The organism is Novosphingobium mangrovi (assembly GCF_022818885.1).
Taxonomy (GTDB): Bacteria; Pseudomonadota; Alphaproteobacteria; order Sphingomonadales; family Sphingomonadaceae; genus Novosphingobium; species Novosphingobium mangrovi.
This window is the reverse complement of the sequence record NZ_JALHAT010000003.1, coordinates 371,851-390,284: the sequence shown is the minus strand read 5'-3', so window position 1 is coordinate 390,284 and position 18,434 is coordinate 371,851. Positions and strand designations below refer to the sequence as shown.

20 protein-coding genes are annotated in these 18,434 nt (G+C 64.8%); 10 read left to right on the top strand and 10 right to left on the bottom strand.

The features are described from left to right. Positions 1–8 precede the first annotated feature (8 nt). Both dnaJ and dnaK read right to left on the bottom strand, forming a co-directional pair. Positions 9–1,160, bottom strand: a complete 1,152-nt coding sequence (gene dnaJ, locus MTR65_RS04130; protein ID WP_243797336.1) for a molecular chaperone DnaJ — start codon at positions 1,158–1,160, stop codon at positions 9–11. An 82-nt stretch (positions 1,161–1,242) separates the two neighbouring features. Continuing rightward, positions 1,243–3,156 (bottom strand): molecular chaperone DnaK, encoded by a 1,914-nt coding sequence (gene dnaK, locus MTR65_RS04125; protein ID WP_243797333.1) that lies wholly within the window; start codon positions 3,154–3,156, stop codon positions 1,243–1,245. Positions 3,157–3,349: 193 nt separating this feature from the next. On the opposite strand from dnaK, the gene MTR65_RS04120 reads away from it, so the two are divergent. Then, a complete protein-coding gene (locus MTR65_RS04120) occupies positions 3,350–3,913 on the top strand; it encodes a copper chaperone PCu(A)C (protein WP_243797331.1) in 564 nt (187 codons plus the stop codon). Between the two features lie 44 nt (positions 3,914–3,957). Beyond that, on the top strand, positions 3,958–4,407 hold the full coding sequence (locus tag MTR65_RS04115; RefSeq protein ID WP_243797329.1) for a vgr related protein: 450 nt from the start codon (positions 3,958–3,960) through the stop codon (positions 4,405–4,407). Positions 4,408–4,475: 68 nt separating this feature from the next. On the opposite strand, the gene MTR65_RS04110 is transcribed toward MTR65_RS04115, so the two are convergent. The 3 genes from MTR65_RS04110 to hrcA form a co-directional block, all read right to left on the bottom strand. Next, positions 4,476–4,742 carry a YMGG-like glycine zipper-containing protein gene (locus tag MTR65_RS04110; RefSeq protein WP_213501746.1) on the bottom strand — a complete coding sequence of 89 codons (267 nt, stop codon included), beginning with the start codon at positions 4,740–4,742 and terminating at the stop codon, positions 4,476–4,478. A 178-nt stretch (positions 4,743–4,920) separates the two neighbouring features. Continuing rightward, positions 4,921–5,499, bottom strand: coding sequence for a nucleotide exchange factor GrpE (gene grpE, locus MTR65_RS04105; protein WP_213501744.1), 579 nt, complete (start codon positions 5,497–5,499; stop codon positions 4,921–4,923). 17 nt (positions 5,500–5,516) lie between these two features. Then, entirely contained in the window at positions 5,517–6,560 is a 1,044-nt protein-coding gene (gene hrcA, locus MTR65_RS04100; RefSeq protein WP_213501742.1) for a heat-inducible transcriptional repressor HrcA, read from the bottom strand. An 84-nt stretch (positions 6,561–6,644) separates the two neighbouring features. Here hrcA and rph point away from each other — a divergent pair, with 84 nt between their 5' ends. The 4 genes from rph to MTR65_RS04080 are packed head-to-tail and all read left to right on the top strand — an operon-like array spanning position 6,645 to position 10,090. Beyond that, on the top strand, positions 6,645–7,361 hold the full coding sequence (rph, locus tag MTR65_RS04095; protein WP_243797325.1) for a ribonuclease PH: 717 nt from the start codon (positions 6,645–6,647) through the stop codon (positions 7,359–7,361). A 24-nt stretch (positions 7,362–7,385) separates the two neighbouring features. After that, entirely contained in the window at positions 7,386–8,015 is a 630-nt protein-coding gene (gene rdgB, locus MTR65_RS04090; RefSeq protein WP_243797322.1) for an RdgB/HAM1 family non-canonical purine NTP pyrophosphatase, read from the top strand. 12 nt (positions 8,016–8,027) lie between these two features. Then, positions 8,028–9,179 carry a radical SAM family heme chaperone HemW gene (hemW, locus tag MTR65_RS04085; protein ID WP_243797319.1) on the top strand — a complete coding sequence of 384 codons (1,152 nt, stop codon included), beginning with the start codon at positions 8,028–8,030 and terminating at the stop codon, positions 9,177–9,179. Further along, positions 9,176–10,090 carry a tyrosine recombinase XerC gene (locus MTR65_RS04080; protein ID WP_243797317.1) on the top strand — a complete coding sequence of 305 codons (915 nt, stop codon included), beginning with the start codon at positions 9,176–9,178 and terminating at the stop codon, positions 10,088–10,090. Before hemW ends, MTR65_RS04080 begins: the two co-directional genes overlap by 4 nt. Here MTR65_RS04080 and MTR65_RS04075 read toward each other — a convergent pair. Together MTR65_RS04075 and gshB are read right to left on the bottom strand one after the other, a co-directional pair. After that, the gene (locus MTR65_RS04075; protein ID WP_243797315.1) at positions 10,087–10,689 is read right to left on the bottom strand and encodes a DedA family protein; all 603 of its coding nucleotides are present in this window, start codon (positions 10,687–10,689) and stop codon (positions 10,087–10,089) included. The two genes, MTR65_RS04080 and MTR65_RS04075, sit on opposite strands and share 4 nt — an antisense overlap. 39 nt (positions 10,690–10,728) lie before the next feature. Then, positions 10,729–11,715: a glutathione synthase gene (gene gshB, locus MTR65_RS04070; protein WP_243797313.1), complete on the bottom strand. Its 987-nt coding sequence runs from the start codon at positions 11,713–11,715 to the stop codon at positions 10,729–10,731. 109 nt (positions 11,716–11,824) lie between these two features. Between gshB and MTR65_RS04065 the strand changes: the two genes are divergently transcribed. Then, positions 11,825–12,034, top strand: a complete 210-nt coding sequence (locus tag MTR65_RS04065) for a hypothetical protein (RefSeq protein ID WP_226635498.1) — start codon at positions 11,825–11,827, stop codon at positions 12,032–12,034. 35 nt (positions 12,035–12,069) lie between these two features. Here MTR65_RS04065 and MTR65_RS04060 read toward each other — a convergent pair whose 3' ends face one another. Together MTR65_RS04060 and rsmI are read right to left on the bottom strand one after the other, a co-directional pair. Next, positions 12,070–12,432, bottom strand: a complete 363-nt coding sequence (locus MTR65_RS04060) for a YraN family protein (RefSeq protein ID WP_243797310.1) — start codon at positions 12,430–12,432, stop codon at positions 12,070–12,072. Then, on the bottom strand, positions 12,429–13,256 hold the full coding sequence (rsmI, locus tag MTR65_RS04055) for a 16S rRNA (cytidine(1402)-2'-O)-methyltransferase (RefSeq protein WP_243797308.1): 828 nt from the start codon (positions 13,254–13,256) through the stop codon (positions 12,429–12,431). Before rsmI ends, MTR65_RS04060 begins: the two co-directional genes overlap by 4 nt. A gap of 39 nt (positions 13,257–13,295) precedes the next feature. Here rsmI and MTR65_RS04050 point away from each other — a divergent pair, with 39 nt between their 5' ends. From MTR65_RS04050 to MTR65_RS04040, 3 genes are all read left to right on the top strand, one after another. Then, positions 13,296–14,465, top strand: a complete 1,170-nt coding sequence (locus tag MTR65_RS04050) for a penicillin-binding protein activator (RefSeq protein WP_243797306.1) — start codon at positions 13,296–13,298, stop codon at positions 14,463–14,465. Positions 14,466–14,556: 91 nt separating this feature from the next. Further along, positions 14,557–16,569: a DNA topoisomerase IV subunit B gene (gene parE / locus MTR65_RS04045; protein ID WP_243797536.1), complete on the top strand. Its 2,013-nt coding sequence runs from the start codon at positions 14,557–14,559 to the stop codon at positions 16,567–16,569. 304 nt (positions 16,570–16,873) lie between these two features. Further along, a complete protein-coding gene (locus tag MTR65_RS04040) occupies positions 16,874–17,686 on the top strand; it encodes a hypothetical protein (protein WP_243797303.1) in 813 nt (270 codons plus the stop codon). Between the two features lie 9 nt (positions 17,687–17,695). Here MTR65_RS04040 and MTR65_RS04035 read toward each other — a convergent pair whose 3' ends face one another. Then, positions 17,696–18,421, bottom strand: coding sequence for an NYN domain-containing protein (locus MTR65_RS04035; protein ID WP_243797301.1), 726 nt, complete (start codon positions 18,419–18,421; stop codon positions 17,696–17,698). Positions 18,422–18,434 lie beyond the last annotated feature (13 nt).

Genomic DNA, 18,434 nt, shown 5'->3' with positions numbered 1-18,434 from the left:
CGCCAACCTCAGTCAGTGAGGTCGCTCCAGGCGTCCTTTATGCGGTCGAAGAAACCCTTGGACTGGGGACATTCGTCACCCGTCTCGGTTTCCTGCAGTTCGCGCAGGATTTCCTTCTGGCGTGCGCTCAGCCGGGTCGGGGTCTCGACAGTGATCTCAATGACGAGATCGCCGCGGCCACGGCCCTGCAGCACGGGCATACCCGCACCGCGCTTGCGCAACTGCTTGCCCGACTGGATCCCGGCGGGAATGTCGAGCGCGATCATCTCGCCGTCGATGCCCGGGATTTCGATCGAGCCGCCCAGCGCCGCCGTCGTGAAGGTGATCGGAACGCGGGTGAGGAGCGTCGTGCCCTCGCGCTCGAACACCTTGTGGCGCCTGACGTGCAGGAAGATATAGAGGTCGCCCGGAGGCGCTCCGAATGGCCCGGCTTCGCCCTTGCCAGCAAGGCGGATGCGCGTGCCATTGTCGACGCCCGGCGGAATGTCCACCTCGATCGTCTGCGGCTTGTCGACGCGGCCTTCGCCGCCGCACGCCCGGCACGGTTTCTCGATGACTTCGCCGCGGCCATGGCAGGTCGGGCAGGTCCGCTCGACAATGAAGAAGCCCTGCTGCGCACGGACCTTGCCGTGCCCGTTGCACATCGAACAGCCACGCTTGCCGGTGCCCGGCTCCGCGCCCGAACCCTCGCAGGGTTCGCACGGCTGCGACACCTCGATGGTGATTTCGGTCTTGCGGCCGTTGAACGCGTCCTCGAGCGAGATCTCCATGTCGAAAGGAAGATCCGCGCCCCGACGCGCCTGCTGACGCCCGCCTCCGGCACCGCCCCCGAAGGCACTGCCGAAAATGGATTCGAAGATATCGCCGATGTCGCCGAATTCGGCGCCCATGCCGCCGCCACCGTGGCCGCCGCCACCGCCCATGCCCTGCTGGAACGCAGCGTGGCCGAAGCGATCGTAGGCCGCGCGCTTCTGCGGGTCCTTCAGGACGTCATAGGCTTCGCTGCACTGCTTGAAGCGGGCCTCGGCCTCGGCATCGCCCGGGTTCTTGTCCGGGTGAAAGCGCATCGCCATGCGGCGGTAGGCCGACTTGATCGTCTTGTCGTCGGCATCGCGCGAGACTTCGAGAAGTTCGTAATAGTCGATTTCGGTTGCTGACACTGTGGTCTCACCTCCTTCGATGCTGCAAGGCGCCACCGGTGTGGATCACACCGATGACGCCTTCACAGTTTCATCCGGACTGTCAGCCCTTGTTGTTTTCGTCGACTTCCGAGAATTCGGCATCGACTACATCATCGTCCGCCTTGGGGGCTTCGCCACCCTCGGCGCCGCCAGCGGCCTGTTCCTTCTCGTAAATCGCCTGGCCCATCTTCATGGCAACCTGGGTCAGCGCATCGGTCTTGGCCGTGATCTCGGCAGCGTCGTCGCTTTCCAGAGCGGTCTTGGCTTCGGCAATCGCGGCTTCGACCTCTTCCTTCAGACCGGCGTCGATCTTGTCGCCGTTCTCGGAGAGCTGCTGCTCGGTCGCGTGAACAAGGCTTTCGCCGTTGTTCTTAGCTTCGGCCGATTCACGACGCTTCTTGTCCTCGTCCGCGAACTTCTCGGCGTCCTTGACCATCTGGTCGATGTCGGCGTCCGAAAGACCACCCGAGGCCTGGATGCGGATCTGTTGTTCCTTGCCCGTGCCCTTGTCCTTGGCGGACACGTTCACGATGCCGTTGGCGTCGATGTCGAAGGTCACCTCGATCTGCGGGACGCCGCGACGGGCCGGGGGAATGCCGACGAGGTCGAACTGGCCGAGCAGCTTGTTGTCCTGCGCCATCTCGCGCTCGCCCTGGAACACACGGATCGTCACCGCCTGCTGGTTGTCCTCGGCGGTCGAGTAGACCTGGCTCTTCTTGGTCGGGATCGTCGTGTTGCGGTCGATCATCTTGGTCATGATGCCGCCCAGCGTCTCGATGCCCAGCGACAGCGGGGTCACGTCGAGCAGCAGCACGTCCTTGACGTCGCCCTGAAGCACGCCGGCCTGGATCGCGGCGCCCATGGCAACCACTTCGTCCGGGTTCACGCCGGTGTGAGGATCCTTGCCGAAGAAGTCCTTCACGACTTCACGGACCTTGGGCATGCGGGTCATGCCGCCCACGAGAACGACGTCATCGATTTCCGAAGCCGAAACGCCGGCATCGGCGAGAGCCTTCTTGCAGGGCTCAAGCGTGCGCTTGATGAGGTCGGCGACCATCTTTTCCAGGTCCGAACGGGTGACCGTCTCGACGAGGTGAAGCGGGGTCGTCGCGCCGCCTTCCATACGCGCGGTGATGAAGGGCAGGTTGACTTCGGTCGAGGCCGTCGAGGACAGCTCGATCTTGGCCTTCTCGGCCGCTTCCTTCAGACGCTGCAGGGCCAGCTTGTCGGTGCGGAGATCCATGTTCTCCTTGGCCTTGAACTTGTCCGCCAGCCACTCGACGAGCTTGGTGTCGAAGTCTTCACCGCCCAGGAACGTGTCGCCGTTGGTCGACTTCACCTCGAACACGCCGTCACCGATCTCAAGGATCGATACGTCGAAAGTGCCGCCGCCAAGGTCGTAGACGGCGATGGTCTTGCCGTCGTTCTTGTCGAGGCCATAGGCAAGCGCGGCCGCGGTCGGCTCGTTGATGATGCGCAGCACTTCAAGACCTGCAATCTGACCGGCGTCCTTGGTCGCCTGGCGCTGCGCGTCGTTGAAGTAGGCGGGCACGGTGATCACGGCCTGCGTCACGGTCTCGCCAAGATAGCTCTCGGCGGTTTCCTTCATCTTCTGCAGCGTGAAGGCGGAAACCTGCGAGGGGCTATAGTCTTCGCCGCCAGCCTGGACCCATGCGTCGCCGTTCTTGCCCTTGACGATGGTGTACGGGACGAGCTCGGTGTCCTTCTTGGTCACCGGGTCGTCGAAGCGGCGGCCGATGAGGCGCTTCACCGCGAAAATCGTGTTGTCGCCGTTCGTGACCGCCTGGCGCTTGGCCGGCTGTCCGATCAGGCGTTCGCCGTCCTTGGTGAAGGCGACGATGGACGGCGTCGTGCGCGCGCCCTCGGAGTTTTCAATTACCTTCGGCTTGCCACCGTCCATGACCGCAACGCAGCTGTTGGTGGTGCCAAGGTCGATACCAATTACTTTACCCATTATCCCCATTCCTCACGTCAGTGGTTGACACCGCACGGATCGCCTCCCTGGCTTGAGGCAAGGCGGCTTGTGCAGCTCGGTGACGTTCAATCGTCGAAGCGGGATATAGGTGCGGTTTTTCTTGGAACAAGACCATTGCGATGGCATTAGCGCAATCCACGCCATCAGAGCTTCCCGCAAGGACCGGTTTCGCATGTTCACCCGCAAAAACGCCGCCTTTTCCGCCCTGTCGCTGGGCCTTCTCGCACTTGCGGGATGCCAGCAATCGGCCGAGCCCGACGCGCAAGGCTCGGCCTCCGCGCCCGCCGAAGCACTTGGGCCTGACGCCAAGCCCGGCACCAGCGCCAAGGCAGGACGGATGATCCTGCCCGTCGTCGCGGATCGCCCGGCAGCGGTCTATTTCACGTTCACCAACGCAAGCGATGCGCCTGTCGAACTGGCCGCGATCCATATCGCGGGGGCCGACAGCGCCGAGATGCACAAGACCGAAGGCGGGCAGATGCGTGCAGTTGAGCGCGTGGCCGTCGACGCGGGCAAGAGCGTCGAGTTTGCGCCGGGGGGCCTGCACGTCATGGCCTTCGATCTCGACGACAGCCTGAAGAGCGGCGGCACGACCGAAATGACCATCACGTTTGAGGGCGGCGACAAGCTTTCGATGCCGCTTGCCATAGAGAAGATGGGCGCAGGCATGCACGCCGATGCGAGCATGGATCACGGCGCGATGGACCATGAGGCCATGGACGGGATGGAGCACTGAGCCCACCCTCAGCCCCGACCTGCCCTGCGGGCGGGGCGCGCGCCTTGACCCGCGGTGAAATCGCGCTTGCCCGGAGCATCTTCGGCGAGGCGATTTCCTATGACGAGGTGCGCATCAAGCGTACCAAGTGGTTTCCACTGCAGCCCCGCGCAGCGGTCATGGCGCCGTGCGGACATATCCATTTCCATCCGGCCTGCGAGATCTACCGCGATGATTTCGCTTGCGGAGATCTCAGTCTGGAAGGCCTGTTCATCCATGAGATGACCCATGTCTGGCAGGCGCAGACGCGCGGGCGCCTGTTCCTGCCGACGCGGCGTCATCCCTTCTGCCGCTATCACTATGCCCTGAAGCCAGGCTGGACGCTTGAACGCTATGGCCTCGAGCAGCAGGCCGAGATAGTGCGGCACGCCTTCCTGCTTCAACGCGGCGTGGTGCTGGCCGGAGCTCCGCCTCTCGCCTCGTACCGGGCGATCCTGCCGTTCGGGCCGGGGTGATACGAAAAAGGGCGCGGTGACCGCCTTGTCACCACGCCCTTTGCATCCCCCTGCCGGAATAGTGTCGATCAGCAATCGTCGTCCCAGTAGCGGTCGCCCGAACGGTCTCGGCGATAGCAGCCACGGTCCTTGTCCACCTGCGAACCCGCCGCGGCGCCCGCGGCCGCACCAATGGCTGCGCCCGTGCCGACATCGCCGCCCGCAAGAGCGCCAATGCCCGCGCCCACCGCGCCGCCCGCAGCAGCCCCTTCGCCGGTGTAGTTGCTGGCGCAACCCGCCATCGTGAATGCGCCCGCTGCCATCACCGGCAGAATGAGCTTGCTGTACGCCCGCATACTGAGATCTCCTTGAAATTGCCTGTTTCCATTTTCAACGAGACCTACGCGCAAGAGTTCCTGACTTTTTGTCCAGGCATCCCGGCACCCGCAAACAGCAAAGGCGCAGACGAGCCTCTGCCCGCCTGCGCCTTTGCGTGTTTCAAGCCGCAAAAGCGGCCTGCGAGAATGCCCTCGATCAGTCCGGCTTCTTGGCCACGGCCACCATGGCCGGACGCAGGAGACGATCCTTGATCATGTATCCAGCCTGGAGTTCCTGCACGACCGTACCCGGCTCGGCGTCGGCTGAGGGAACCTCGATCATCGCCTGGTGCTGGTTGGGGTCAAGCGGGAGGCCCATTGCCGCGATGCGGGTGATGCCGTGGTTGGTGAACACCTTGTCGATCTCGCGGTTGGTCGCCTCGATACCGGTGACGATGTTCTTCATCTTCTCGTCCTCGCGCTGGTCGGCCGGAATGGCCGAAAGCGCACGGGCGAGGTTGTCGGAGACCGAGAGGATCTCACGCGCGAAGCTGGTGGCGGAGTAGTTGCGGGCGTCCGCGATGTCCTTCTCCAGACGGCGACGCACGTTCTGCGTCTCGGCACGCGCGTAGAGCGCTTCCTGCTTCACCGTTTCCAGCTCTTCACGCAACCTGGCAAGTTCGTCTTCCACGCCGTCACCGTTCGCTTCGCTGTTGTCGAGCATCTCTTCGGGCACGCCGTCCAGTTCCTTGGCCACTTCCTGGTCAACCGGCGGCTGAGTCTTGTCGTCAGTCATGTCTTCTATGGTTCCAGCTATCCGATAAGCTTGCCCAGACTTCGGGCAGTGAAGTCCACCATGGGGACGACCCGCGCGTAATTCAACCGCGTCGGACCGATAACCCCCACCACGCCGACCACCTTGCCATCGCGATCACGATAGGGCGAGGCGATCACCGAGGACCCGGAAAGCGCAAAGAGGCGATTTTCCGAGCCGATGAAGATGCGGGTCGAGCGCGCTTCACGCGCACTCTCCAGCAGTTCGGCAACCGACTGCTTGTTTTCAAGGTCATCGAGGAGCGAGCGGACACGCTCCAGGTCCGAAAGCGTGCTTTCGTCGAGGAGGTTTGCCTGCCCGCGCACGATCAGAACCGGACGCTCCAGCGCGTCCTCGCTCCACACCGCGATCCCGCGCTCGACCAGTTCGCGGCTCGCCGCATCCAGTTCCGCCTTCCCCGAGGTGATCTCGGCCTGCATCAGCCGGGTCGCCTCTCCGAAGGTGCGCCCCTTCAGATGCGCACTGATGAAGTTGGAGGCCTGCTCCAGGCTTCCCTGCGTCAGGTCGTCGGGAAGGTCCACGACACGGTTCTCGACCGCGCCATCGTCTCCCACGACGACCGCCAGCGCCCGGCCCGGCGCCAGCGGCACTAGTTGCAGGTGGCTGAGGCGCGGCTCACGGCGCGGAACCATCACCAGGCCTGCACTCGACGTCAGGTTGGAGAGGAGCGAGCTCGTCGCCTCCAACGCCGCCTCGATCGGCCCGGGCGCGGAAAGCCCACGCTCGATCGCCTGGCGCTCCTCGATACTGGGCTCGGCCATCTGCATGATGCCATCGACGAACAGGCGAAGGCCCGCCTCGGTCGGCAGGCGTCCCGCGCTGGTGTGCGGGGCGGCCAGCAGCCCCAGCGACTCCAGGTCTGCAAGGACCGACCGGATCGAGGCGGGCGAGAGATTGACGCCCCCGGCCCCGGCCAAGGCCTTGGAGCCGACCGGGGTTCCGGTATCGAGATAGCCCTCCACGACAAGGCGGAAGATCTCGCGGGCGCGGGTGGTCAATTCGGTGATGGGCGGTGTGGGCATGATGCGTGACAATTTAGCCTCTGCTCTTGCAGCCTCAAGCCCAATGCGCGTAGGGGCGGCTCGAAAATAGAGAAAGGCAAATCCATGCGTCCTTCCGGCCGTGCATCCGACGAGATGCGCACCATCGACATCCAGACCGGTTTCACCAAGCACGCCGAGGGCTCCGTGCTGATTTCCTTCGGCGACACCCGCGTGCTGGTCACTGCTTCGGTCGAGGAAAAGGTCCCGCCGTTCCTGCGCGGCAAGGGTGAAGGCTGGGTCACGGGCGAATATTCGATGCTGCCGCGCGCCACGCACACCCGTGGCAGCCGCGAAGCCGCCAAGGGCAAGCAGTCGGGCCGCACGCAGGAAATCCAGCGCCTGATCGGCCGCTCCTTGCGCGCCGTCGTCGACATGAAGAAGCTGGGTGAGCGTCAGATCGTGCTCGACTGCGACGTTCTCCAGGCCGACGGCGGCACCCGCACCGCCTCGATCTCGGGCGCCTGGGTCGCGCTGCGCCTTGCCGTCGACAAGCTGATGGAAGAGGGCAAGATCAAGGAAGATCCCATCGAAGGCCGCGTCGCTGCAATCTCCTGTGGCATCTGCGAGGGCACCCCGGTGCTGGATCTGGACTACATCGAGGACAGCTCGGCCGATGCCGATGCCAACTTCGTCCTGATCGAAGGCGGCAAGATCGCCGAGGTCCAGGCCACCGCCGAAGGCGCGACCTATGACGAGGAAGGCCTCCTGCGCCTGCTGCGTCTCGCCAAGATCGGCTGCGACCAGATCTTCGCCGCGCAGGCCAAGGCTGTCGGCAAGTAAACTAGAGGCACGAGGAGGGATCCCATGACCCGCAAGCTCCAGGGCGGAAAGCTCGTCATTGCCACGCACAATGCAGGCAAGCTGAAGGAAATCGGCGCCCTCCTCGCGCCCTATGGCCTCGAATGCGTCTCGGCGGGCCAGCTTGGCCTGCCTGAGCCGGAAGAGACCGGCACGACCTTTGCCGAGAACGCGCTCATCAAGGCGCACGCGGCGGCCAAGGCCGCGCAGCTCCCGGCACTTTCGGATGACAGCGGCCTCTCGGTCGCCGCGCTCGATGGACGCCCCGGCGTCTACACCGCGGACTGGGCCGAGCGGCAGTGGTTTGAAGGCGAACCGGGGCGCGACTGGTTCATGGCGATGGGCAAGGTCGAAGGCCTGCTCGCCGAAAAGGGCCCTGATGCCGACCGCTCGTGCTGGTTCTCCTGCACGCTCGCGATTGCCTGGCCCGATGGCGAGGAAGTAGTCTACGAGGGCCGCGTCAATGGCACCTTTTCCTGGCCTCCGCGCGGCCGTGTCGGCTTCGGCTATGACCCGGTGTTCGTGCCCGAGGGCAAGACCGTGACCTTCGCCGAGATGGAACCGGCCGACAAGCAGGCGATGAGCCACCGCGCCGATGCCTTTGCCAAGCTGGTCGCGGAGCAGTTCGGCAGCTAAGCTGGGCCGATCATGGCGCGCGCACTCTACATCCACTGGCCGTTCTGCCTCGCAAAGTGCCCTTATTGCGACTTCAACAGCCATGTCCGCGACCGCGTCGACAATGGCGCGATGGAAGCCGCGATGCTGGCCGACATGCGCCACGAACATGCACTTGCCGGTCGCGAGCCGCTTCATTCCATATTCTTTGGCGGCGGCACGCCCTCGCTGATGCCCCCTGCCCTTGTCGAGCGGCTGCTGCGCGAGGCGCGGGATCTCTGGGGCTTTGCCCCGGACATCGAGATCACGCTGGAGGGCAACCCCTCCTCGATCGAGGCGGCGAACTACGCCGCGCTTGCCAGTTGCGGGATCAACCGTGTGTCGCTCGGCCTCCAGGCGCTCGACAACGAAACCTTGCGCTTCCTGGGGCGCCTCCACGATGTTTCGGAGGGCTTGAAGGCACTCGAAGTCGCGCAGGCCCGGTTCGCGCGCGTGAGCTTCGACCTGATCTATGCGCGCCCCGGCCAGTCCCTGGAGCAGTGGGACGCTGAGTTGGCACGTGCGCTTGGTTTTGGCACCGGGCACCTCTCGCTCTACCAGCTCACCATCGAGCCGGGCACGAAGTTCGAGACGATGGTCCGCAAGGGCGATTTCACGCCGCTGGACGAAGACGCCTGCGCCGACATGTTCGCCCTCACCCGTGCGCGTACCGCAGCGGCGGGCCTTCCCGCTTACGAGATCAGCAACCACGCCCGCCCGGGCGAGGAAAGCCGCCACAACCTCACCTATTGGCGCTATGAGGACTATTGCGGGATCGGCCCCGGCGCGCACGGCCGCCGAGCGAATGCCGCCACGGTCCGCCATCGCAAGCCGGAAAACTGGCTCAATGCCTTTGCCAGCTCCGACCATGGCATCGTCGAGGAACGCGCTCTTGCGGTGCCCGAGCAGGCCTCCGAAGCCATGCTCATGGGCCTGCGCCTGCGCGAAGGGATCGACCTTGCCCATCTCGCCCAGCGTTTCGGCCTTCCGGGCAGCGCCTTGTGCCATGGTGACAAGGCCGCGTTTTACGCGAGCCAAGGCCTCGTCTGGCAGGACGGGAGCCGGATGGGCGTGACAGAGGCGGGCATGCCGCTCCTCGACGGGCTCCTCGCCGAGCTCGTTCCCGAAGACCTGGTGGCGGTGTGACCCGCGCTGATGTGCTTGAGGCCTGGGGAAACCACCTCGCCCAGGCCCGTCGCCGCAGCGCCCACACGACCCGCGCCTATCTCGCGACTGCCGCGCGGCTGCTCGATTTCCTGGGCAAGGACATTACCGCAAGCGTTGCCTGGGCCGAACTTGCCCGGTGCACCAGCGAAGACCTGCGCCGTCACCTCGCCGCGCGCCGCGCCGGGGGCATCGGCAATGCCTCAGCTGCGCGCGAACTCTCCGCGCTCAAGGCCTTCCTGATCTTCGCGCGCCAGCAGGCGGGCGACGCCATGGCCGCCCCGCCCCGGGTTCGGGGGCCGCGCGTGAAGAAAGGCATCCCGCGCCCGGTCACGCCCGACGAGGCGGTGAACCTAGCCGCCATGGCCGATGAACTTGCCTCGGACGACTGGATCGGGGCGCGCGACCGCGCGGTGCTGGTCCTCCTCTATGGGTCGGGCCTGCGCATCTCCGAGGCGCTTTCGCTGACGGGTGCCGTGATGCCGCTCGGCGACCGCCTTGTCGTGCTGGGCAAAGGCAACAAGGAGCGCGTCGTTCCCATCCTTCCCATCGTGCGCGCCGCAATCGAGGATTATCTCGCCAAGTGCCCCTGGCCTCTATCAGCCCACACCGCGCTGTTTCGCGGTGCCAAGGGAGGAGCCCTTTCGCAGGGCATGGTGCAAAAGGCGATGGCGCGTGCGCGCACGGCTCTGGGACTACCGCAGACGGCTACGCCCCATGCCTTGCGCCACAGTTTCGCCACGCACCTGCTGGGGGCCGGAGCGGATTTGCGTTCGCTGCAGGAATTGCTTGGCCACGCCTCGCTCGGCTCCACACAGATCTATACGCAGGTCGATGCCGCGACCCTGCTCGACGTTTACCGCAACGCCCACCCGCGTGAGAACGAGAGCTAAGAGCGCCCTCGCCGCCAGGTCACGATCCGCCAGACGTACCACACCAGCGCCACTGCGATGAGCGCGAGCGCGCTCCCGCTCAACCAGTCCTCGGCGTGCTGGAGAGTGCGCCCAAGCCAGGCTCCCCCGATGATGAGGACCACGTTCCAGGCTCCGGTACCAATGGCGGTGAAGGCCAGAAAGCGGACATGGCCCATATGCGCAAGGCCTGCCGGGACCGAGACGACGGTGCGGAACATCGGCAGCAGCCGCAGTCCAAGTACGACCCAGTGCCCATGCCGCTTGAGGAAGCGGCTCGAGCGCTCAATATCGTTCCAGTCCAGCGTCAGCCAGCGACCCCAGCGGTCGATGAAGGGGTGGAGCCGCTCATAGCCCATGCGGTGCGCCCCCAGGAACAGGACGTAGTTGCCTAGCGTCGCCCCTGCCGTCGCCCAGCAGAGCAGCGGCAGAAAGCTCATGTCCTCGCGCGCGACCGCAAGGCCGCCAAGCCCCATGATCAGCTCGGAAGGGATGGGCGGGAAGATATTCTCCAGCGCCATCAACACGAAGACGCCGAAATAGCCACCCTCGCGGATGACGTCGTAGATGAGGTCGCTCACGAAGCGGTCTCCGTCCTGCCCCTCCCCCGAGAAGCGGGTTTACATCGCCGCGTGGCGCGCCTCGATGGCATCCCAGATCCTGGCGCCGGTGTCGGTGCCGTTGAACTTGTCGATGGCCACGATGCCCGTGGGCGATGTCACATTGATCTCGGTAAGCCACTTGCCCCCGATCACGTCGATGCCCACGAAAACGAGGCCGCGCGCCTTGAGTTCCGGCCCCATCGCCGCGCAGATCTCTTCCTCGGTCGAGCTGAGCGTACAGGCTTCGGCCGAACCGCCGACGGCCAGGTTGGAGCGGAATTCGCCCTCGCCCGGCTTGCGGTTGATCGCACCCGCGACCTCACCATCGACGAGCACAATGCGCTTGTCGCCCTCGGCGACGCCGGGAAGGAAGGGCTGGACCATGAACGGCTCGACCCAGGCGTTCTGGAACATCTCGACGAGTGCGCCAAGGTTGCTGCCGTCTTCGGGCACGCGGAAGATCGCCTTGCCGCCATTGCCGTGGAGCGGCTTGACGACGAGATCGCCGGGAAGGCCCTTGTCGACCATCTGTGCCTGGAAGCGCTTCACGTCCTCGATACGGCGGGCGATGAAGGTCGGCGGCATGAAGCGCGCATAGTCGAGCACGAAGACCTTCTCGGGCGCGTTGCGCACCGAGGCCGGGTCGTTGACGACGAGGGTCTGGCCCTCGAGCCGTTCGAGCAGGTGCGTGGCGGTAATGTAGCCCAGGTCAAAGGGCGGATCCTGGCGCATGAGAACCACGTCGATGTCCTTGACGAGGTCGATCAGGCGGTACTCACCGCGCATATAGTGGGCCCCCTCCACGGGCTGGACGGTGATCGGCGCGCCCCAGCAGGTGAGCTTTCCAGCCGCACCTTCGTTCGTGTCGTAGGCAAGCGTGCGCACGTCGTAGTGGAACAGTTCATGCCCGCGCGCCTGCGCGCTCAACATCAGTGCGAACGAGGAATCGCCCGCGATGTTGACGCTTTCGATCGGGTCCATCTGTACGGCAATGCGCAAGGTCATATTATCGAGTCCTGAGGGTTCCTACCGGGAGGCCGCTTAAAGCGAATCATGGGGCAACGCGAGTAGTTATCGCTGCGAAGCAACACACTTCTTGGGAGTTTCGGACCACATGAACAAGACCACCCTGACCCTTCTCGCCAGCCTTTTCGCGGTTTCGGGCCTCGCGCCTCTCGCTGTGGCCGCCGAGCCGGATCACCATGAGGAAGGCCACAAGGACGAGGGCCACCACGAGGACGCCGACAAGGGCGACCATCACGAGGACGGTCATCACGAAGGTGAAAAGGGCGAGCATCACGACGAGCCCAAGCCGCACGCCTGACACGAGCCCCCCGCCGGCCCGCGTGACCGGTGCCTTCAGGATCCCGGCATCCAGGCATTCTCGATCACGCGCGGCCAGCATCCCGGCGACAGCAACAGGACATCGATCCGCACGCTGTCGCCGGTTTTTTCGTAGCGACTTGCCACCAGGTTCGCCGCGTCGGCCACGCGCCGCAGCCGCCAGCCGTCAATCGCATGATCGAGATCGGCCCTGTTCCGACGCCATTTGACCTCGACGAAGCACAAGGTCCGCCCGCGCCGAACCACCAGGTCTATCTCGCCGCGGCGGGTCTTCACCCGGCGCGCGATCACGCGCCACCCTTTCAGACGCAGATACCATGCCGCCCAGGCTTCGCCGCGCCGTCCATCGCGCTCTGCCTGTTCGCGGCGCGCGCTCACCGCAGTTCCAGAGCCCGCGCGTAGAGCGTCTTGCGATCCAGTCCGGTCGCCTTGGCCACTTTGGCTGCGGCCTGCGAGGCCTTCGACACCTCGAGCTCGGAGCGCAGCAGCGCATCGACATCAAGTGCCTCGTCCGGCGCGTCCGAAGGCGGCGCGATCATCAGCACGATCTCGCCCTTGGGAGGATGAACCGCATAGTGCGCGGCGATATCTTCCGGCAGACCGGTCCGGCATTCCTCGAACTTCTTGGTCAACTCGCGCGCGACCGACACCTCGCGTCCGGGCAGGTGCGTCGCAATCGCCGTCAACGCGGCCTCGAGGCGCGGAGCCGTTTCATAGAAAATGAGTGTCGCGCGCACAGAGCGCAGTTCGGCGAGGACATCCTCGCGCGCCTTGGCCTTGTTGGGAAAGAACCCTGCGAACAGAAAACGGTCGTTCGGCAGGCCCGATAGCGTCATTCCGACCACCGCGGCACTCGGTCCCGGAAGGCTGGTGACCGCAATGCCGCGGTCACGCGCCTCGCGCACGAGGCGATAGCCGGGATCAGAAATGAGCGGAGTTCCTGCATCGCTGACAAGCGCCACGGGGTGCTCGGCCATCAGCGCGAGCAACCGTTCGCGGTCGCCCTCGCCCGCGTGATCGTCATAACGGATGAGCCGGGTCTTGAAGCCCAGGTGGTGCATCAATTTGCCCGTAACGCGCGTATCCTCGCACGCGACCGCCTCCACGCCCCGCAGCACATCGACAGCACGCATCGTGATATCGCCAAGGTTGCCAATCGGGGTTGCCACTATATAGAGGCCGGGATCTAAAGAATGTTCCATCGCGGGACTCATGCCCAAGCACTACGGGAGCGGCAAGCAATGTTCGACATGCGCCTGAAAAGTTTCACCAATCGGCGCAACTTGCTCGCCGCCGCGGCGATGACCCTGGTCGCTGGCTGCAGCGTCGTTCCCAAGACCACGGCGCCCGATCTTCCGCCCGAACCCGAGCCGACGCAGAGCACGCTTCCGACCGACACCGCGCACCACCGCGTGGCTCTGCTGGTCCCCACCAGCGGCAACAATGCCGAGGTCGGCCAGTCGATTGCGAACGCGGCCACGATGGCCCTTCTCGACACCAATGCCTCCAACCTGCGCATCACGACCTACGACACCGCGAGCGATCCCTCGGGCGCCACGCGCCGCGCGCTGTCCGACGGCAACCAGCTGATCCTGGGGCCCCTCCTCTCGGACAACATCGTCTCGGTCAACAACGTGGCACGGCCCGCGGGCGTGCCGCTCATCTCGTTCTCGAACGATGAAAAGATGGCCTCGGACAATGTCTTCGTCATGGGCAACCTGCCCGGCCAGTCAGTCACCCGCACCGTTGAGTACGCCCACTCAAAGGGCATCTCGGCCTTCGCCGCGCTGATCCCGCGCGGGGACTATGGCGAGCGCACCAGCTCGGCGCTCATGTCGGCGGTGCGTGCCAACGGCGGCGCCGTCATCGCCATGGAATCCTACGAACGCTCGCCCACCTCGATCCGGGCTGCAGCGGCGCGCATCCAGTCCAAGAAGGGCTATGGCGCCCTCCTCATTGCCGACAGCGGCAGTCTCTCGGCGCAGGCCGCCACGACCTTCAAGGCGGGCGAGGACACCGCTTCGGTCCGTCTTCTGGGTACCGAGCTGTGGGGCGGTGAAAAGCGCCTCGCCACGACCCCTGCGCTGCAGGGCGCCTGGTTCGCGACCGTTTCCGACCAGCGCTTCTCGCAGTTTGCCTCCAGCTACAAGAGCCGCTTCGGCGCACAGCCCTATCGCATCGCGACGCTTGGCTACGACGCCGTGCTCCTGACGCTGCGCGTGGCGCGCGACTGGAAGCAGGGTTCGAAGTTCCCGACCGCCAGCCTCGTTTCGGCCGACGGCTTCCTCGGCCTTGACGGCCCGTTCCGCTTCAGCAAGGGCGGTGTCGTCGAGCGTGCCCTGGAAGTGCGCGAAGTCAGTTCGGGTTCGGTCCGTGTCGTAAGCCCTGCCCCGACCCGCTTCGACAAGTAAACCGGCCGGTTTCGCCGACTTGCGCCACAATGGCGGAAAAAGCGGCGATGGCCGCTTGATTGCGGAACAAAACGGGCCCTATACACCGGGCATGTCCGATAACCTGTTCGAGAACATGCCCGGCGCGGGCAGCGGTGAAACCTACGATGGCTCGGCGATCGAGGTCCTGGAGGGGCTTGAGCCGGTCCGCCGGCGCCCCGGCATGTACATCGGCGGGACCGACGAACGTGCTTTGCATCACCTCGCGGCCGAAGTCCTCGACAACGCGATGGACGAAGCGGTGGCTGGCCACGCCAACCGCATCGAGGTCACTTTCGAAGAGGAGCCCGGCACGGCCGGACGGATCACCATCACCGACAACGGGCGCGGTATCCCGGTCGATGAACATCCCAAGTATCCCGGCAAATCCGCGCTGGAAGTAATCCTCTCGACGCTGCACTCGGGCGGCAAGTTCTCGGGCAAGGCCTACGCCACCTCGGGCGGTTTGCACGGTGTGGGCATCTCGGTCGTCAACGCCCTGTCGACGAAGACCCGGGTGGAGGTTGCACGCAACAAGGAACTCTACGCACAGGAGTTTTCCAAGGGCCAGACGCTCGGGCCCATCCAGAAGATCGGCGCGGCGCCCAACCGGCGCGGTACGGCCGTAACCTTCACGCCTGACATCGAGATCTTCGGCGAACTGAAGTTCAAGCCGGCGCGCCTGTTCAAGCTGGTGCGGTCCAAGGCCTACCTCTTCGCCGGGGTCGAGATCCGCTGGAAGTGCTCGCCCGCACTCGCCTCTGAAGAGGTCCCTGCCGAAGCCACCTTCCAGTTCCCGGGCGGCCTTGCCGATCATCTGGCCGAACAGATCAAGGGGCGCTCCTGCGTCACCGCCGAGTTCTTCTCCGGTTCACAGGACTTCCCTGAGAACGATGCGGGTCAGGAACAGGGCCGCGTGGAATGGGCAATTGCCTGGCCGCTTTATTCGGACGGCGCCTATTCCTGGTACTGCAACACCATTCCCACGCCCGATGGCGGCACCCACGAGCAGGGTCTGCGGGCCGCGCTCACCAAGGGCATCCGCGCCTTTGCCGAACTGATCGGCGAAAAGAAGAAGGCCAAGGACATCACGCCTGACGACGTGGTGACCGGATCGGAAATCATGCTCTCGGTCTTCATTCGCGATCCCCAGTTCCAGAGCCAGACCAAGGACCGCCTCACCAGCACCGAGGCGACCCGCCTCGTTGAAAACGCCGTGCGCGACCACTTCGACCTGTTCCTCTCGCACAACCTCGATCGCGGCAAGGCGCTGCTTAGCGCCATCCTGGAGCGGGTGGAAGAACGCCTGCGCCGCAAGGCCGAGCGTGAGGTCAAGCGCAAGACCGCCACCAACGCCAAGAAGGTGCGCCTTCCCGGCAAGTTGACCGATTGTTCGGGCGAAGGCGATGGCGATACGGAACTCTTCATCGTCGAAGGCGACAGCGCCGGTGGTTCGGCCAAGCAGGCGCGCGACCGCAAGACACAGGCCATCCTGCCCATCCGCGGCAAAATCCTCAACGTCGCTTCGGCAAGTGCCGACAAGATCCGCGCCAATCAGGAAATCGCTGACCTCATGCTCGCCATGGGCTGCGGCGTGCGCAAGGACTGCAACCCGGACAACCTGCGCTATGACCGCATCATCATCATGACCGATGCCGATGTCGATGGCGCGCACATCGCGACGCTTTTGATGACGTTCTTCTTCCAGGAAATGCCCGAGATCGTGCGGCGCGGCCACCTTTATCTCGCCCAGCCGCCGCTCTACCGCCTGACCCATGGTTCAAAGTCCGCCTACGCGCGCGATGATGAGCACCGCGCCGAACTCGAAGCCACCGTTTTCAAGGGCAAGAAGGTTGAAGTCGGCCGCTTCAAGGGCCTTGGCGAGATGAACCCGCAGCAGCTGCGCGAGACGACCATGGCGCCGGCCAGCCGCTCGCTGGTGCGCATCACCCTGCCCGCCGAGTACGAGGATCGTGCCGTGGTCAAGGACCTTGTGGACCGCCTCATGGGCCGCAATCCCGAGCACCGATTCCAGTTCATCCAGAACCGCGCAGGCGACGTCGACCGCGACCTGATCGACGCCTGATTTTTGCGCCTCTCAACGGTGAAAAGCGGCAAAACTTCAAGGGGCACTCGCCCCTTGCCCGCCTAGCCTGCAAATTTGCCTCTTGCGCACAAGGGAGCGTGCGCAAGATAAGCTCGACAGTGTCGGGAGCCCGAGGGCGATGGCCCTCGGAAGTTTCCTTCTCATTGCATTTCTCCCTTTGACTGATCTCGCCGGTCCTGCCTACGAAACATGAAAACGATTGTTAGGCCGGGGCCCAGCGGGTGCGGCCCGCCTGTCGACGTGTTATATTTGCCATCCGACACCCGTTGTATCGGAGGTCTCCATGGCATTCACACGACACATTCCGAGCCTTGCTCTGGTCCTCGCGCTGTCCGCTTGCAATGAAGCCGCGATGGAAGGGGCTACCCCCAGTTCGATGCCGAGTGATGTCCCCGAGGAAGCCTTGATGGCTCCCGCCGATCCGGGCGAGACGGCTTTTTGCGACGTGGCGGGGCGGCGCATGACGCTGGAAGACTGCGCCGACCTCACCAGCGCCATGGAGCAGGCACGGCAAGGCACCGCCGCCTTCAACGTGCCCGAGGAACTGATGCGGGACGAAACCGTCAACATCCGGCTTTCGATCGGGTTTCCTGCAGAAACTCCGCCGGATGAGCCCGAGGAGGGGATGTCCCTCCGCCCCCGAACGCCGCAGGAAGAGCTGGCAGGCCAACCCGGTACTATCGAGACCTATACCCCCATCGTCGGGCGGATCATGCGCGCCGAACTCACAGGCGATGGGTTTCACATAGAGCCGATGAACCCGGCCGAACAAACAGTCAGCGACCAGACTGCCACGACGTGGGAGTGGGCGGTCACGCCCCTGCGGCATGGCGCGCAGGAGCTTGCCTTGCGCACCGTCGTGATGGGTGTGACGGCGGACGGCACACGCTATGCGCTCCTGCCGACAATGCATATCGAGCAGGTCCGCATCGAACGGACCGCATGGCAAGCGACGATGGATACCTTTCGCGACCTGCCCGAGGTGTTCAAGGTCCTCACCGCCGTGTTGACGGGAGCCACCGCCCTCCTTGCCGCCTTCTGGGCTTTCCGCAAGGCGCTGCGAAAGCCCAAGGACGATCCCGGAAAGAAGCCCTGAAGCCGCCTATCAGCGCATGCGCTTGACGAAGACGCCGTTCGCGCGCTGTTCGATGGCAAATTGCGGCAGGCTCTGCACCAGTTCGGACAGGCGTGAGAAGCCGTAACTGCGCGCGTCGAAGCTGGACCGGTTGGCCGCCCGCTGGCCGACTTCAGACAGGCTCGCAAAGCCTTCATCGTCGCGCTTGCTGGCCCTCCACGCATCGCCTAGAAGTTCGACCAGCGCGTCCTCGACTTGCGGCTTTGCGACTGGAACCTCGGAGCCCGTTGTCTTGGCGCCCTGCTCGGCATTCAAGGCGCCGAGGTCGATAAAGCGGGTGCAGGCCTCCCGGAACGCCTCGGGTGTGCGGTCCGTCCCAAAGCCATAGACCGGCGTGCCGTTCTGCCGGATACGAATGGCAAGCGGCATGAAATCGCTGTCGCTGGTCATGAGCCCGAACCCGTCGACGTGCCCCCCGTAGAGCAGGTCCATCGCATCGATGGTCATCTTCATGTCCGTGGCGTTCTTGCCCTTGGTCACATCGAATTGCTGCTGAGGTTCGAGCGCATAACGATGCACCAGCTCGGACCAGCCCTTGAGGCCCGGCTTGCTCCAGTTGCCATAGATCCGCCGAATGTTCACGGTTCCAAGGTCCCCCAGGATCGTGAGAGCGCTCTCCAGAGTGGAAGGCGATGCGTTGTCGCCATCAATGAGAAGGGCGATATTACGGCTTGAGCGACGGCTATGGTCGGACACGTTTGCAATTCCT

Excerpts from the sequence above, each read along its gene's own strand:
- dnaK (WP_243797333.1), bottom strand. The coding sequence starts at position 3,156 with ATGGGTAAAGTAATTGGTATCGACCTTGGCACCACCAACAGCTGCGTT.
- MTR65_RS04120 (WP_243797331.1), top strand. The coding sequence starts at position 3,350 with ATGTTCACCCGCAAAAACGCCGCCTTTTCCGCCCTGTCGCTGGGCCTT.
- MTR65_RS04110 (WP_213501746.1), bottom strand. The coding sequence starts at position 4,742 with ATGCGGGCGTACAGCAAGCTCATTCTGCCGGTGATGGCAGCGGGCGCA.
- grpE (WP_213501744.1), bottom strand. The coding sequence starts at position 5,499 with ATGACTGACGACAAGACTCAGCCGCCGGTTGACCAGGAAGTGGCCAAG.
- hrcA (WP_213501742.1), bottom strand. The coding sequence starts at position 6,560 with ATGCCCACACCGCCCATCACCGAATTGACCACCCGCGCCCGCGAGATC.
- rph (WP_243797325.1), top strand. The coding sequence starts at position 6,645 with ATGCGTCCTTCCGGCCGTGCATCCGACGAGATGCGCACCATCGACATC.
- rdgB (WP_243797322.1), top strand. The coding sequence starts at position 7,386 with ATGACCCGCAAGCTCCAGGGCGGAAAGCTCGTCATTGCCACGCACAAT.
- hemW (WP_243797319.1), top strand. The coding sequence starts at position 8,028 with ATGGCGCGCGCACTCTACATCCACTGGCCGTTCTGCCTCGCAAAGTGC.
- gshB (WP_243797313.1), bottom strand. The coding sequence starts at position 11,715 with ATGACCTTGCGCATTGCCGTACAGATGGACCCGATCGAAAGCGTCAAC.
- MTR65_RS04065 (WP_226635498.1), top strand. The coding sequence starts at position 11,825 with ATGAACAAGACCACCCTGACCCTTCTCGCCAGCCTTTTCGCGGTTTCG.
- rsmI (WP_243797308.1), bottom strand. The coding sequence starts at position 13,256 with ATGGAACATTCTTTAGATCCCGGCCTCTATATAGTGGCAACCCCGATT.
- MTR65_RS04050 (WP_243797306.1), top strand. The coding sequence starts at position 13,296 with ATGTTCGACATGCGCCTGAAAAGTTTCACCAATCGGCGCAACTTGCTC.
- parE (WP_243797536.1), top strand. The coding sequence starts at position 14,557 with ATGTCCGATAACCTGTTCGAGAACATGCCCGGCGCGGGCAGCGGTGAA.
- MTR65_RS04040 (WP_243797303.1), top strand. The coding sequence starts at position 16,874 with ATGGCATTCACACGACACATTCCGAGCCTTGCTCTGGTCCTCGCGCTG.